The sequence below is a fragment of the Sulfitobacter sp. M368 genome, assembly GCF_025141875.1.
GTDB lineage: Bacteria > Pseudomonadota > Alphaproteobacteria > Rhodobacterales > Rhodobacteraceae > Sulfitobacter > Sulfitobacter mediterraneus_A.
The window spans coordinates 3,474,837-3,490,307 of record NZ_CP081113.1 but is presented as its reverse complement, the minus strand read 5'-3'; the positions used below and the strand labels follow the sequence as shown (position 1 = coordinate 3,490,307).

The window sequence follows — 15,471 nt, the reverse complement described above, 5'->3', positions numbered from 1 at the left end:
TGATGTAGCAGATCAACGCCGGGGGAAAACCCCAATCGCGTCCAAGTGCCGCGCCGGATCAGCGCGGAGGCAGCCGTTCGAACGCGGGAAGACCCTCAGGAACAAGGTGAAACGGTTGTTGATCCACCACGTAGATCGCCGCTTTGGCCGCGCCAAAACGGGAGGGTTCATCCAGCGTCCCCACCTTGAGCACGACATGATCCCGCGCAGGCAGTTTCGTGAGAATATGCGTTCCGCATTGCCCGCAAAAACATCTGGTGACGGCGCCTTCCAGATCTGGCCGAGTGAACTCTTTCGGGGTGCCTTTGGTCCAGTGGAGACCGTCTTTGGGCATCATCATGAAATAGTTTGGCCCGCCGCCTGAGAAGTACTGACATTCGCGGCAATGGCATTGCGCCTTGAAAACCGGCTTGCCCTCGGCGGCATATTGCAATGCGCCGCAATAGCAGCGGCCCGTGTATTGGGTTTGGGTGTCATCGGTCATGGAAATCTCCTGAATTTGGGGTAGCCTAGGCCGCTTTGCCAAGGGGGTCGAGGGCCGCAATCCGCTTGCGTCCTTACCCAGACAAAAGACGATTGCCCCCTTTGGCCCCTTTGCATAGGCTACCGTTCAAAGGTCGCAGGGGGTGCGACCCAAACCGATCCGGCGCAGTTTCGCGTGAAATGCAGGTATGTCCATGACGCTCCGTTCCTTGTTGCTTTGTCTCTCGTTGTTGCCCTTGCCCGCCTTGGCGCAGGATGGGCAGGTCCAGACCAAACAATATGACGACGGCGGGATCTACGAGGGCAGTTTCCGCGGCGGATTGCAGCACGGGCAAGGCAGCTACAAATTGCCCAACGGCTATGAATACAGCGGCAATTGGGAAGACGGCGAAATCAAAGGCGAAGGCGTGGCCCGTTTTCCCAACGGGTCGGTCTATGAGGGCAACTTTGCCAAGGGCAAGCCGGACGGTTTTGGCAAGATCACCTTTGCTGATGGCGGCACCTATGAAGGGGAATGGGAGGCTGGCGCGATCATGGGGCAGGGCGTTGCGCTTTATGCCAATGGGGTGCGTTATGAGGGACAGTTCCGCAATGCCAAACACCACGGCAAAGGCGTGATGCAAAGCCCAGGCGGTTATGAATATAAGGGCGATTGGGTGGACGGGGCCAAACACGGTGTTGGCACGATCACCTATCCTGATGGTGCGGTCTATGACGGTGATATCCGGCAGGGCAAGCGCCACGGCACCGGAACGCTGACCATGCCCGATGGGCTGATCTACGTGGGCTCATGGAAAGACGGCCAGATTGATGGCACTGGCAAGCTGACCCAAGCCAATGGCGATGTTTACGAAGGCATCCTTGTCAGTGGCCGCCGCGAGGGCCGCGGCAAGGTCACCTATGCCAACGGTGATATCTATGAGGGCACATTCAAGGACGACCGCCGCGATGGGCAGGGCACCTTCACCGGCGCGGATGGCTATGTCTACACCGGCTCCTGGGTGGCGGGCCAGATCGAGGGGCAGGGGACAGTCACCTATCCGGACGGGTCGGTATATGTTGGGTCGTTCCGCAATGATCTGGCCGATGGCGAGGGGAAGATCACCTATCCTGATGGTTCCACCTACGAAGGGGATTGGGCCGGCGGTGTGATTGAAGGGCAGGGCAAGGCGACCTATCCCAATGGCGTCGTTTACGAGGGCAGCTTTAAAAATGCCCGGAACGACGGACAGGGCGTTATGACCTACGCAGATGGTTATCGCTATGAGGGCACATGGAAAGACGGCCAGCGGCACGGACAGGGCAAGGCGACCTATCCTGACGGGACGATCTATGTGGGCGAGTTTGACATGGGCCAACGCCACGGCACCGGCAACATCACCATGGCGAGCGGTTTTGTCTATGAGGGCCAATGGTTCCGGGGCGAGATCGAAGGTCAGGGCAAAGCGACCTATGCCAACGGTGATGTCTATGAGGGTACCTTCAAGGCCGGCAAACGGCAGGGCGCGGGCACCATGCGCTATGCCACCGGCGAAGAGGCCAGTGGAGATTGGGAGAACGGCGCGCTGAACGACGGCGGCTGACCCGGACGACAAGGACGAGCGATGGATGAAGTTGCGGAGTTTCTGACAAACGTAGAGCCACCGCGCCGCCATGCAGAGGCGGCCGAGCTGGATGCGCTCTTTCGCAAAGTCACAGGCTGGCAACCCCGATTCTACAAAGGCGGCATGCTGGGGTATGGCCGGTATGATTACACCTACGCCTCTGGCCGCAGCGGCAGCACCTTTGCCACCGGTTTTGCACCGCGCAAGGCCAAGTTGTCGATCTATATCATGCCCGGATATGCCAATTTCGACCCGATATTGGCGCGGCTGGGCAAACACAGCAAAGGCAAATCCTGCCTCTACCTCAACAAGCTGGCCGATGCTGACACGGATGTCCTCGCCGAATTGATCCGCGCCGGTCTGCAAGACCTGAACGGGCATTGGCCAGTGCAGCCGACCTAAGCTGTTTACTGGACAATTCTGCGGCGCTGTGACAGGTGACCGTTGCGATAGGAGAATACCAAATGTCCAGCCAAACCGTTACCCGTTTTGCCCCCTCCCCAACCGGATATATCCATGTGGGCAACCTGCGGACCGCCTTGATGAATTATCTGATTGCCCGCAAGGCTGGCGGAACATTCATCCTGCGGATTGACGACACAGATCCAGAGCGCAGCAAAGAAGAATATGTTGATGCAATCAAAGAAGACCTGACATGGCTGGGCCTGCATTGGGACCGGGTCGAACGGCAATCCGAACGGCTCGATCAGTACCACGCTGCGGCGGATGATCTGCGGGCCAAGGGCCGGTTCTACGAGGCATTCGAGACGCCGACCGAGCTGGATCTCAAGCGCAAGAAACAACTGAACATGGGCAAGCCGCCGGTCTATGACCGCGCGGCGCTGGCACTGTCAGAGGATGAAAAGAACGCCCTGCGTGCCGAACGCGGTGATGGGGTGTGGCGCTTCAAGCTGGATCAGGAACGGATCGAGTGGAATGATGGCATTCTGGGCGATATCTCTATCGATGCCGCTTCTGTGTCGGACCCGGTGTTGATCCGCGGTGACGGGCAGATCCTGTATACGCTGGCCAGTGTTGTGGATGATACCGAAATGGGCGTGACCCATGTTGTGCGCGGCTCTGATCACGTCACAAACACGGCGACTCAGATCCAGATCATGCAGGCGCTGGGCATGGGCAATGTGCCAAGTTTTGCCCACCATTCGCTGTTGACCGGCCCGCAGGGTGAAGCGCTGTCAAAGCGCCTTGGCACCTTGTCTTTGCGTGATCTGCGGGCGCAGGGCATTCAGCCCTATGCCTTGCTTAGCCTAATGGCGCGGCTTGGATCGTCTGATCCGGTGGAACTGCGCACGGATATGGACAGCCTGATCGAGGGCTTTGATATCAATCATTTCGGCTCTGCCCCGACCAAATTTGACGTGCAGGATCTTTTCCCGCTGACCGGACGCTATCTGCAGCAATTGCCGCTTGAGGCCGTAGCAGATGAGATTGCCGCGTTGGGCGTGCCTGCGGATCAAGCGGACCGGTTCTGGTCCGTCACCCGCGAGAACATCTCGACCCTCAAAGATCTAAACGGCTGGTGGGCGATGTTCCGCGATGGCGCTGATCCGGTGATCGAAGAGGGCGACGCGGATTTCATCAAAGAGGCCATGGCGATGCTGCCTGAGATGCCGTTTGACGAAAACACCTGGTCGAGCTGGACCGCCGCCGTCAAAGAGACCACCGGTCGAAAGGGGCGCGGGCTGTTCCGGCCACTGCGTCTGGCCCTGACAGGGCAGGAAAGTGGGCCGGAAATGGCCGCCGTGATGCCCTTGTTGCAAGTGGTCAAAGCGCGGAAATGATCTGCGGGCCGGGGATCACACATCCGGCCCAAGGCCAGATCAGCGGCGCGGCCGCATATGGCTGATGCACAGGCGAAATTCCTGACCGGCAATCTCTTTGCCCATACCGCCGTGATGGCGTTGACGGCCTCCATCGGGTTGATGGCGGTCTTTGTCGTCGATTTTGTTGATATGATCTTCATTTCGATGCTGGGCAAATCAGAACTGGCTGCCGCCGTCGGCTATGCTGGCGCGATCTTGTTTTTCACCACATCTTTCGGGATTGGATTGGCGATTTCTGCAGGGGCTTTGGTGGCACGGGCGCTTGGCTCCGGCGATGCCGAACTGGCGCGGGAACGCACCACCCACGCGCTGAGCTATGGTCTTATGTTCAGCATCGTCTTTGCGGTGATCTTCTGGTTGTCATTGGAATGGATGGTGGCGCTGCTGGGCGCGACAGGGGAAACCGCCGAGCTGAGCGTGCATTTTCTGCAAATCGTGGTGCCAAGCGTGCCCTTCTTGATCCTTGGCATGATGGGCAGTGCGGTCCTGCGTGCCCACGGCGATGCGCGGCGGGCGATGATGGCGACGATCTCGGGCGGCGTGGTCAATGCGGTGCTGGACCCGATCCTGATCTTCGGGCTGGATCTGGAGCTGACCGGCGCGGCAATTGCCTCCTTCGTGGCGCGGCTGGTGATTGCCGTGGTGGCAATCCTGCCGTTGATCCGGATCTATGGGGGCATCGTGCGCCCGCGTCTGGCTGGTATGATCCGCGACCTTGCGCCGGTGCTGGCCATTGCCTTTCCCGCCATTCTTGCACAGATCGCCACCCCCGTAGGCCAGGCCTATGTCACACGGGCGATGGCCGGATATGGTGAAGAGGCGGTGGCGGGCATGGCGATTGTCGGCCGGATGATTCCGGTGGCCTTCGGCGTGGTTTTTGCCCTGTCGGGGGCGGTTGGTCCGATCATCGGCCAGAACTACGGTGCGGGCAACATGGACAGGGTGCGGCGCGGTTTCAATGCGGCGGTCTTGTTCACAGCTCTGGTCACGGTCTTTGTCTCGGCTGTGCTGTTTGCCCTGCGCGGGCCGATTGCCAATCTGTTTGAGGCCACAGGCATCACCCGCGATTTGATCTATCTGTTTTGCGGGCCGCTGTCCTTGGCGTTCTTCTTTCCCGGTGTGTTGTTTGTGGCCAATGCGGCGTTCAACAACCTGGGCCAGCCGTTCCTGTCGACCTTCACCAATTGGGGCCGCAACGCATTGGCGCTGATCCCGCTGGTCTGGCTGGGCGCGATGATCTGGGGCCCGCAAGGTGTGCTGATCGGGCAATCGTTGGCAGGTGTTCTGTTTGGCATCGTCGCTTGGGTGCTGGCGATGCGCTGCATCGCGCGGGGCGGCAAACCGGGCAAGACAGGGCAAGAGATATTTGGCCGCGAGGGGCGTCTGATGGCGTTATTTCAGGCCCGCCGATAGACGGCTGAGGTGCAGATCCACCAGCGCGGTTTCAGCCTCTGATATGGGTTGGTGCCGCGGATAAATCGGTGCGGCGCGATCATCCAGAATGGGCGTTTCCCAGCCTGACGTCGTGTCAAAGAACCGCTGCACGCCCGCGTCTCCAAACTCACGCAGGAACCCTTGCACCACCACATCAAGGTAGCTGCGCAGGATGCAATGATCGCCGCTATCGACGCGGTTGTCGGGCGTCACGCTGTAATGGGCAATCTGCGGCGCTTGGCCCAAAGGATGTGCAACCGCGCCGCCGGAGGGATGGCGGTCATAGCCGGTTTCGCGCAGGTCCAGCGCCGCCCAATCGGCGCCCGGCACGGCAGCGATCAACCCGTCAATGGTGCATGAGGGGTCAGGCTCCACCGTCAGAAACACCACGTCGCGCAGGCGGGTGCGCACCCATCTGCGCCGCCAGCCCTGCAATTGCGCGGGATGCGCATCCGGATAGGCGTGTGTGTTGCGGTTGACGAGGCTGCCGTAGCCAAAAAAGTAAGGGGTCATCATGGTCTGCCGATCGAATTTAGGCCGCAGACAACACCGGAAGCGACGCGAACACAAGCACGCTTGACGGAATGGTATGCCGCGGCATACCTATAGCCAACCGTCATGGGAGAATCGGCAGAGCGCCGGTGCCGAAGGAGCAACCGCCCCGGAAACTCTCAGGCCACAAGGACCGTGGCGGGCATACGACACTCTGGAGAGTGGTGCGAGCGGCACCCGCCGAAGGGATAACGATCTCAGGCGAAAGGACAGAGGGGGCATCGTGGGCCGCATGTTGCGGTGCATTGGTGCCGGTTGATCAATTGTCGACATCCGGTTGAACAAGGGGACACACCGGATGAGCGATCTGAACCGCACACCACTTTTTGATCTGCATGTTGAGCTGGGCGCCAAGATGGTGCCATTCGCAGGCTATGAAATGCCCGTGCAATATCCGCTTGGCGTGATGAAGGAACACCAGCATACCCGCGAGGCCGCAGGTCTGTTCGACGTCAGCCACATGGGCCAGGTGATCCTGTCGGGCCCGTCATGGGAGGCGGTCGCAACAGCGTTTGAAACACTGGTGCCGATGGATGTGCTGGGGCTGGGCGATGGTCGTCAGCGCTATGGGTTGTTCACCAATGACGCTGGCGGAATCGAAGATGATCTGATGTTTGCCCGGCGCGGCGATGATCTGTTCGTGGTGGTGAACGCCGCGTGCAAGACGGCCGATATTGCCCGCATGAAGGCGGCGCTCGAACCTGAGATCACCGTGACTGCCTTGACGGATCGCGCGCTGATCGCGGTGCAGGGGCCTGGCGCAGAGGCGGCGGTTGCCGCGATGGATGCCGCGGCGGCAGATATGACGTTTATGGATGTGCGAGACCTGACACTGGACGGGATCGCGGTTTGGGCCTCCCGGTCCGGCTATACAGGCGAGGACGGCTATGAAATTTCCGTGCCTGAGGCGCAGGCCGAAGCGCTGACGCGCAAGCTGTTGGCGCAAGACGGGGTCGAGGCGATTGGCCTTGGCGCACGGGATTCCCTGCGCCTTGAGGCCGGGCTTTGCCTTTATGGACATGACATCGACGCCACAACTAACCCTGTCGAGGGCGCATTGAACTGGGCCGTGCAAAAGGTACGCCGTGCAGGCGGCGACCGCGCTGGCGGGTTTCCGGGCGCAGAGCCCGTGATGGCCGCCTTTGAAAACGGCGCCGCCCGCAAGCGTGTGGGGCTGTTGCCTGAAGGACGCGCCCCGATGCGCGACGGCGTGCCGATTTTTGATGCGGCCGAAGGTGGCACACAGGTTGGTACGGTCACTTCCGGCGGTTTTGGCCCGACTTTTGGCGGGCCGGTTGCGATGGGATATGTCGCCACAGAGCACAGCAAAATCGGCACGCCCCTTTGGGGCGAGGTCCGCGGCAAACGTCTGCCATTGACGATTGCCAAGCTGCCCTTTGTAGCGGCAAACTTCAAAAGATAATCAACAAAGGAACGACAACATGAAATTTACCGAAGAACACGAATGGCTGCGCGTTGAAGGCGATGAAGTGGTTGTGGGCATTACGATCCACGCGGCAGAGCAATTGGGCGACGTCGTTTTTGTGGAACTGCCCGAAGAAGGCACAACCGTCAGTAAAGACGACGAAGTGGTGGTGATCGAATCTGTCAAAGCCGCCTCTGACATCCTTGCCCCGATTGACGGTGAGATCACCGAAGTGAACAGCGCACTGACCGACAATCCCAGCATGGTCAATGACGACCCGCAGGGCGAAGCGTGGTTTTTCAAGCTCAAGGTCAGCGATGCATCGCAGATGGACGAGTTTATGGATGAAGCCGGATACCAGGCCTTCATCGGGTAACGCATGATGCCCGCCGGGGATGCCTCCGGCGGGAATATTTACAGCCAAAAAGAAAAGGGCGGGTGCCATGACCTTCAAGCCTACCGATTATCTTCCGTATGATTTTGCCAATCGACGCCACATCGGCCCGTCACCCGAAGAGATGACGCAGATGTTGGAGACGGTTGGTGCCAAGTCTTTGGACGCGTTGATTGATGACACCCTGCCGGGCGGCATCCGCATGAAAGGCAAGCTGGATTTCGGCAAGGCCATGTCAGAGCGCGAAGTGCTGGAGCACATGCGCATCATCGCCTCCAAGAACAAGGTGATGACCAGCCTGATCGGTCAGGGCTATCATGGCACGGTTACCCCTCCGGCCATTCAGCGGAACATTCTTGAGAACCCGGCGTGGTACACCGCCTATACGCCTTATCAGCCTGAGATCTCGCAAGGCCGGCTTGAGGCGCTCTTGAACTTTCAGACCATGATCAGCGATCTGACCGGTCTTGAAGTCGCCAATGCCTCGCTCTTGGATGAGGCAACAGCCTGCGCCGAAGCGATGACCATGGCGCAGCGCATGTCCAAGTCCAAGGTCAGCGCCTTCTTTGTGGATCACGATTGTCATCCGCAGAACATCGCGGTGATGAAAACTCGCGCTGCCCCCTTGGGCATCGAGATCATCGTCGGCGATCCGGACAAGATGGAAGCGGACAAGGTCTTTGGCGCGATATTCCAGTATCCGGGCACCTATGGCCATGTGCGCGACTTCACCAGCCACATTGCCGCGCTGCACGAGAACAAGGGCATTGGGATCATTTCTGCCGATCCGCTGTCCCTGACCCTGCTGAAAGAGCCGGGGGAGATGGGCGCAGATATCGCCGTTGGCACCACACAGCGTTTTGGTGTGCCCGAAGGATACGGTGGCCCGCACGCCGCCTATATGGCCTGCAAGGATTCGATGAAACGGTCCATGCCGGGCCGGATTGTCGGGGTATCTATTGATGCCCATGGCAATCGCGCCTACCGCCTGTCGCTGCAAACCCGCGAACAGCACATCCGCCGCGAAAAAGCGACTTCCAACGTTTGTACAGCGCAAGCTTTGCTGGCGGTGATGGCGTCGATGTATGCCGTGTTCCACGGGCCGAAGGGCCTCAAGGCGATTGCACAGCGCATCCACCGCAAGACCGTGCGTCTGGCCGAAGGGCTAAAACAGGCGGGCTTTGAAGTGCGCCCTGCGACCTTCTTTGACACGATCACTGTTGAAGTTGGTCCATTGCAATCTGCCGTGATGAAATCAGCGGTTGAAGAGGGCGTAAACCTGCGCAAAGTGGGCGAGACCAAGGTCGGCATCACCCTGGATGAGCGCAGCAAACCCGCCACGATCGAGGCGGTTTGGCGGGCCTTTGGCATTGATCGTGCGGACAAGGACTACACCCCGCATTACCACATGCCGGAGAAGCTGATCCGGCAAACCGAATACCTCACCCACCCGATCTTCCACATGAACCGCGCCGAAACCGAAATGATGCGCTATATGCGCCGTCTGGCGGACCGCGATCTGGCGTTGGACCGGGCGATGATCCCGCTGGGCTCTTGCACGATGAAGCTGAACTCGGCCGCCGAAATGATGCCGGTGAGCTGGCGCGAATTTTCTTTGATGCACCCGTTTGTGCCGGACAATCAGGCGTTGGGCTACAAGGAGATGATCGACGATCTGTCCTCCAAACTTTGTGACATCACCGGCTATGACGCGATCTCCATGCAGCCAAACTCGGGCGCGCAGGGGGAATATGCGGGCCTGCTGACCATTTCGGCCTATCATCGCGCCAATGGCGAAGGGCACCGCAACATCTGTCTGATCCCGATGAGTGCCCATGGCACCAACCCGGCTTCGGCCCAAATGGTGGGCTGGAAGGTCGTACCGATCAAATCTGCCGAAAACGGTGATATTGATCTGGACGATTTCCGCGCCAAGGCACAGCAGCATGCGGAGAACCTTGCCGGATGCATGATCACCTATCCTTCGACCCATGGGGTGTTTGAGGAAACCGTAACCGAGGTGACCAGGATTACCCATGAACACGGTGGTCAGGTCTACATCGACGGGGCCAATATGAACGCCATGGTCGGCCTGTCGCGCCCCGGTGATCTGGGCGGCGATGTGAGCCACCTCAACCTGCACAAGACCTTCTGCATCCCGCACGGCGGCGGCGGACCCGGCATGGGACCCATTGGCGTAAAGGAGCACCTGATTGCGCATTTGCCGGGCCATCCGAACGATGGCGGCAGCGCCGTGTCGGCGGCGCCATATGGCTCGCCTTCGCTGCTGCCGATCTCATGGGCCTATTGCCTGATGATGGGCGGAGACGGCCTGACCCAAGCCACCCGTGTCGCGATCCTGAATGCCAACTACATCGCCAAGCGTCTCGAAGGAGCCTATGACGTGCTTTACAAGGGGCCATCAGGCCGGGTGGCGCATGAGTGCATCATCGATGTGCGCCCCTTCGACGAAAGCGCCGGTGTGACGGTGGATGACATTGCCAAACGTCTGATCGACTGCGGCTTCCACGCGCCCACGATGTCCTGGCCTGTGGCAGGTACGCTCATGGTTGAACCGACGGAAAGCGAGAACAAGGCAGAGCTGGACCGGTTCTGTGATGCGATGCTGGCGATCCGTGCAGAGATTGACGCCATTGAGAAAGGCGATATGCCGCGCGAGAACAACCCGCTTAAGAACGCGCCGCATACGGTTGAGGATCTGGTGTTGGAATGGGGTGAACGCCCCTATACCCGCGAACAGGGCTGTTTCCCTCCGGGTGCATTCCGGGTGGATAAATACTGGCCACCGGTGAACCGCGTTGACAACGTGCATGGCGACCGCAACCTGATTTGCACATGCCCGCCGATGGAGGATTACGCCGAAGCGGCGGAATGATCCGGCGGAATTGAGAAATGGCAAAAGGCGGGGCTAAAGGCTCCGCCTTTTTTGCATCTGGCCCGTTCAGGCGCTGTTCGGCTCTTGCCTCACAAGAAAATCAAAGACCTTGCGCAGCCGGTTCCATGTGGTGCGGTCCGGCGCGACCAACAGATGACCGTCGCGGCGGGCGGCGGTATAAGGCCCACCGTCCAGCATTTCCACATGGGCACCGGCCTGCGCACAGATCAATGCTCCGGCGGCGTGATCCCACGGGTGCAACATTCCTGTCAGAAGAAAATCCACATGGCCCTGGGCCACCATCCTGTATTCATGCGCAGAACAGCGCAGGCTGCTGATGCGGGCGAAACTTGGCAGAGTCGCAGCGACCTGTCGCAACACCGGCCCATTGAACAGGCTGAGCGGGATATATCCTGACAGGTTCTCAATCTGCTTGCCCATTGCAACCTTCAGCCGCGTGCTGTTGCCATTGGCCTTTTGCATTTCGGCGAGGTCCGTCGCGCTGTCCGCAATGGCCCAATCGTCGGCAATTGGATCGTAGATCAGCCCAAAACCGGGTTTGCCAAATTGCGTGACCGCAAGGATCACGCCAAAGACCGCCAGACCATGCGCAAAGTTCCATGTGCCATCCACCGGATCGAGAATGAACGCCAGGGGCGCAGCGGCCAAACCGTCCAACAGGGACGGATCTTTGGAAACAGCTTCCTCGCCGATCACCAAGGCATCGGGAAACGCGATCTTGAGCGCCCGTGTCATCATCGCCTCGGCCTCCAGATCGGCGCGGGTCACCAGATCGTCGGGGCGTGATTTGCTGCTGATATCTGCGGCAGCGAGGGCGCGAAAACGCGGCAGAATTTCTGCCTTGGCGGCGCGGCGGACAATGTTCAGGACGTGCTGCTGCTGCGCGGGGCGCAAGGCGGGGGGCAGGGGGGCAGGCAGGTCCTGGGTCATGTCACATCCGGTTGCTATTCACGGGCACGCAAAACCTGCGCGGGCCGGGCATTGAGAGACCTCAGCGCAAAGCCGAGGCCGGCAAGGACGGTGGCCAACACGCCGCCTGCAATGATCATCAGGGCCGATGGCCAGATGATTGTAAAGTCGGTTTCCATCACAAACCGGCTTACCGCCCAACCACCCAGCACCCCTGCAAGCAAGGCAACCGCCCCGGCAAACACACCCAAAAGCGCGGCCCGCAGCATGAAGCTGGCTGCGATGGCACGGCGTGATGCGCCCAGTGTTTTCAGAAGTGCGGCTTCGTAGGTGCGGGCCTGCGCCCCGGCTGCGGCGGCCCCGATCAACACCAGAAATCCGGTCAGCAGGGTCGCCAAAGCGCCATAGGACGTAGCGGCCGCCAGACCGGCCAGTACAGCAGAGACCCTGTCAATCGCGTCGCGCACCCGAATGGCGGTGATGTTCGGGTAGGCGCTGGCCAGATCGCGCAATATCTGCGCTTCGGCTTCCGCTTCGGCATAGACAGTTGAGATATACGTATGCGGTGCGCCGGACAATGCAGCGGGGTTCATCGTCAGAACAAATCCGATACCAGCGGTGGAAAAATCGACCTCTTGAAAGCTGGCGATGGTGCCCTTGATGTCGCGGCCCAGCACATTGATCGTCAGTGTGTCGCCCAAAGACAGGCCAATCTCTTCGGCCTCTTCGGTGGCAAAGCTGATCAGCGGCGGGCCGGAATAATCCTCGGCCCACCATGAGCCGGCAGTCAAACGGGCATCGGGGTCAGGCGCGGCGGCATAGGTCACGCCGCGGTCGCCGCGCACCACCCAGTGATCACCTGCAACCTCGTCGGCGGGCTGTCCATTGATCTTGGTGATAACCCCGCGCAGCATGGGGGCGCTGTCGATGCGGCTGACGGCAGGGTCATTTTCCAAGCGTTCAGTATAGCCGTCGATCTGATCTTTCTGGATATCGACAAAGAAATACGAGGGCGCAACATCCGGCAAATTGCCGGAGATCGCATTGCGCAGGTTTCCGTCAATCTGGCCCACAGCGGCCAGCACCGACAGGCCAAGGCCCAGTGACAGAACCACCGCGCCGGCTCCTTCGCCCTGACCGCTGATCGCGGCGAGGGCCCACCGCAGGCGGGGACGCCCACGTGCCAGCCGCGCCGCACGGCGCGACAACAGGCGCAGCAGACCAGCGGCGAGAACCAACAGCAAAAGCGCCCCGGCGATCCCGCCCAACGTCCAGAGTGTGAGCATCCAAGATCCGTTGAACCAGGCCGCCAGCCCGACCAGCGTGGCGACAATCAACCCGATCACTGCCAGATAGCGGGGCGCAGGAAGGCGCCGGGCGCCTTGCCATGCATCGCGGAACAATGTGGCGGCCCGCACGTCTTCGCTGCGGGCCAGGGGCCAAAGGGTGAAGGCCAGTGCGGTCAGCAAGCCATAAATTGCGGCCTCGGCCAAAGGCAGTGGGTAAAACGCAAAGCGTGCAGGCACCGGCAACCGCGCCTCAATCAGTGGCGACAGCAGCATCGGGGCAACCGCGCCAAGCACCACACCAATCATCACACCCAAGATCGACAGGATGCCGATCTGGAGGAAATAGGTCTGAAAGATCGTCGCGCGATCCGCCCCAAGGGCGCGCAAGGTGGCGATCACCCCGGTTTTGCCATTCAAGTAAGACCGCACAGCCGCAGACACACCCACGCCGCCCACCGCCAGACCGGAAAGCCCGACCAGCACAAGAAACGCCCCAAGACGTTCGACAAAACGGGCCACACCGGGGGCGCCGTTCCGCGCATCCGTCCAGCGCATTCCGCTGTTTTCGAATTGCTCCAATGCGTCATTCTTCAGCGCGTCAAGATCAGTATCTGGCGGCAAGGTCAGACGGTATTTGGAGTTAAACAGCGTCCCCGGTCCCAATAACCCCGAACCATCCAGCGCATCACTGCGCAAAAGGGTGCGCGGACCAAGGGCAAAACCGCTGGCCGCGCTGTCAGGTTCGCGCAGGATCAGCGCGGACAGGTGGTAGGTCTTGCGTCCAAGCTGGAAAGTGTCACCCGCCGCAATGCCAAGCCGGTCAGACAACGCCCGTTCCATCACCGCGCCGGGATGTCCTCCTTGATCGGCCAGCGCTGCGTCCAGGGGCATCGCCGGGTCAAGAACCATCTGCCCGACCAAGGGATAGGCATCATCAACGCCTTTGATCTGCGTCAGTGCCCTTTCGTCGCCCACCACTGCCATGGACCGAAACTCAACAATTTCAGAGACGGACGTTGCGCGGCCCGCGATCCAGTCCTGTTCCTCGGCGGTTGCAAACCGGTAGGTGAAATCCAGCTCTGCCGCGCCGCCCAGAAGGGCCGCACCTTCGCGCTGCAAACCAGCCTCAATCGCAGCGCGGACTGACCCAACGGCGGCAATCGCGGCTACGCCAAGCGCGAGGCAGGCCAGAAACAGACGAAAGCCTTTGAGGCCGCCGCGCATTTCACGGCGGGCAAAGCGGCTGGCAAGAGACAGGCTCATGCGATTTTGCCGTCGGCCAGGGCCACGGACCGGTCGCACCGCTCCGCGAGCGCGGGATCATGCGTCACCAGAACCAGCGTCGCGCCATAGGTGTCTCGCATCTCAAAGAGCAAATCCATGATCGCGCTGCCGTTTGTGCTGTCCAGATTGCCGGTGGGTTCATCGGCAAGCAAGATCGCCGGGCGGGGCGCACAGGCTCGCGCAAGGGCGACGCGCTGTTGCTCGCCGCCAGACAATTGGGCGGGGTAGTGATCAACGCGGTGGCCAAGGCCAACCGCCTCCAACGCCTCACGCGCACGATCAAAGGCATCCGTCTGACCCGAAATTTCCAGAGGCGTGGCAACATTTTCCAAGGCGGTCATGGTCGGGATCAGGTGAAAGGATTGAAACACAATCCCCATGCGTCCCTGCCGGAATCGCGCCAGGGCATCCTCGTCCATCGTGCTCAAATCATGGTCCAATGCCTCAACCGTGCCGCCGGTGGCCTGTTCCAGGCCGCCCATCACCATCAGCAAGGAAGACTTACCAGACCCCGAGGGACCAACCAATGCAACACTTTCGCCGCTGTGGACCTTCAGGGAAATTCCGCGCAGGATATCGACCTGTCCGGCATTGCCTCTGAGCGAAAAAGCCACATCTTTAAGCTGGAACACGAGGTCTGTCATAGGGCCGCCTTTAAATAGGTATCTGCTGGATATGGAGGTCAGTTTGAAATGCGCAAGGTAATGATTGGATTTCTGGCCTGTTTCGCAGGGACTGCGCAAGCCGATGAGGTGGTTATTGCCGCCTTGGGCGACAGTCTGACCCAAGGGTATGGCTTGCCCGCCGAACAAGGGTTTGTGCCGCAATTGCAGGCCTGGCTGGATGCGAATGGCGCGGACGTGCGATTGATCAATGCCGGGGTTTCCGGCGATACCACTGCCGGTGGTTTGTCGCGGGTGGACTGGACCCTGACACCAGATGTGGACGGTATGATCGTGGCTTTGGGCGGCAATGACGTGCTGCGCGGGCTGCCACCGGAACAAGCGCGGCAGAATCTGACCGGTATCCTGACCGCCGCCCAAGCCGCCGAGGTCGAGGTTTTGCTGGTTGGTATGCAAGCGCCGGGGAATTATGGCGAAGACTACAAGGCCGATTTTGAGGCGATCTACCCCGACTTGGCCAAGGATTTTGAAACACTCTATCTTGAAAGCTTTTTCGCGGGGCTGACAGAGGGAGAGGAAAACGAGGATCTGAGCGCCTATCGGGCGCTGTTTCAGGGTGACGGGGTCCATCCAAATGCCGAAGGTGTGGCGATGATCGTGGCCCGGTTCGGGCCGGAGCTGTTGGATCTGGTCAATCAGATAAAGGGCTAAC

At 60.3% G+C, this 15,471-nt stretch carries 13 protein-coding genes and 1 riboswitch; of the genes, 8 read left to right on the top strand and 5 right to left on the bottom strand.

Features of this window, described 5'->3' with window-relative positions; translation table 11 throughout:
• Positions 1-58 precede the first annotated feature (58 nt).
• Positions 59-484: a GFA family protein gene (locus K3754_RS17215; RefSeq protein WP_259938835.1), complete on the bottom strand. Its 426-nt coding sequence runs from the start codon at positions 482-484 to the stop codon at positions 59-61.
• A 193-nt stretch (positions 485-677) separates the two neighbouring features.
• Between K3754_RS17215 and K3754_RS17210 the strand changes: the two genes are divergently transcribed.
• From K3754_RS17210 to K3754_RS17195, 4 genes are all read left to right on the top strand, one after another.
• Positions 678-2,066: an MORN repeat-containing protein gene (locus K3754_RS17210; RefSeq protein WP_259938833.1), complete on the top strand. Its 1,389-nt coding sequence runs from the start codon at positions 678-680 to the stop codon at positions 2,064-2,066.
• 21 nt (positions 2,067-2,087) lie between these two features.
• On the top strand, positions 2,088-2,489 hold the full coding sequence (locus K3754_RS17205) for a DUF1801 domain-containing protein (protein ID WP_203209916.1): 402 nt from the start codon (positions 2,088-2,090) through the stop codon (positions 2,487-2,489).
• 62 nt (positions 2,490-2,551) lie between these two features.
• Positions 2,552-3,889, top strand: coding sequence for a glutamate--tRNA ligase (gene gltX, locus K3754_RS17200; protein WP_259938832.1), 1,338 nt, complete (start codon positions 2,552-2,554; stop codon positions 3,887-3,889).
• Between the two features lie 57 nt (positions 3,890-3,946).
• The gene (locus K3754_RS17195; RefSeq protein WP_259938830.1) at positions 3,947-5,344 is read left to right on the top strand and encodes an MATE family efflux transporter; all 1,398 of its coding nucleotides are present in this window, start codon (positions 3,947-3,949) and stop codon (positions 5,342-5,344) included.
• Here the strand turns inward: K3754_RS17195 and K3754_RS17190 are convergent.
• Positions 5,324-5,881: a gamma-glutamylcyclotransferase family protein gene (locus tag K3754_RS17190; protein ID WP_259938828.1), complete on the bottom strand. Its 558-nt coding sequence runs from the start codon at positions 5,879-5,881 to the stop codon at positions 5,324-5,326. The genes K3754_RS17195 and K3754_RS17190 overlap by 21 nt on opposite strands.
• Before the next feature lie 93 nt (positions 5,882-5,974).
• Positions 5,975-6,063: riboswitch (glycine riboswitch) on the top strand.
• 152 nt (positions 6,064-6,215) lie between these two features.
• Between K3754_RS17190 and gcvT the strand changes: the two genes are divergently transcribed.
• From gcvT to gcvP, 3 genes are all read left to right on the top strand, one after another.
• Positions 6,216-7,340: a glycine cleavage system aminomethyltransferase GcvT gene (gene gcvT, locus K3754_RS17185; RefSeq protein ID WP_259938827.1), complete on the top strand. Its 1,125-nt coding sequence runs from the start codon at positions 6,216-6,218 to the stop codon at positions 7,338-7,340.
• Positions 7,341-7,359: 19 nt separating this feature from the next.
• The gene (gcvH, locus tag K3754_RS17180; RefSeq protein WP_203209921.1) at positions 7,360-7,719 is read left to right on the top strand and encodes a glycine cleavage system protein GcvH; all 360 of its coding nucleotides are present in this window, start codon (positions 7,360-7,362) and stop codon (positions 7,717-7,719) included.
• A gap of 67 nt (positions 7,720-7,786) precedes the next feature.
• Positions 7,787-10,633: an aminomethyl-transferring glycine dehydrogenase gene (gene gcvP, locus K3754_RS17175; protein WP_259938826.1), complete on the top strand. Its 2,847-nt coding sequence runs from the start codon at positions 7,787-7,789 to the stop codon at positions 10,631-10,633.
• A 66-nt stretch (positions 10,634-10,699) separates the two neighbouring features.
• On the opposite strand, the gene K3754_RS17170 is transcribed toward gcvP, so the two are convergent.
• The 3 genes from K3754_RS17170 to K3754_RS17160 are packed head-to-tail and all read right to left on the bottom strand — an operon-like array spanning position 10,700 to position 14,780.
• Positions 10,700-11,584, bottom strand: coding sequence for an inositol monophosphatase (locus tag K3754_RS17170; protein ID WP_259938825.1), 885 nt, complete (start codon positions 11,582-11,584; stop codon positions 10,700-10,702).
• 14 nt (positions 11,585-11,598) lie between these two features.
• Complete coding sequence (locus K3754_RS17165; protein ID WP_259938824.1) at positions 11,599-14,115, bottom strand: ABC transporter permease; 2,517 nt, start codon at positions 14,113-14,115, stop codon at positions 11,599-11,601.
• Positions 14,112-14,780 (bottom strand): ABC transporter ATP-binding protein, encoded by a 669-nt coding sequence (locus tag K3754_RS17160; RefSeq protein ID WP_203209925.1) that lies wholly within the window; start codon positions 14,778-14,780, stop codon positions 14,112-14,114. Before K3754_RS17160 ends, K3754_RS17165 begins: the two co-directional genes overlap by 4 nt.
• 48 nt (positions 14,781-14,828) lie before the next feature.
• Here K3754_RS17160 and K3754_RS17155 point away from each other — a divergent pair, with 48 nt between their 5' ends.
• Positions 14,829-15,470, top strand: coding sequence for an arylesterase (locus K3754_RS17155; protein WP_259938822.1), 642 nt, complete (start codon positions 14,829-14,831; stop codon positions 15,468-15,470).
• Position 15,471 lies beyond the last annotated feature (1 nt).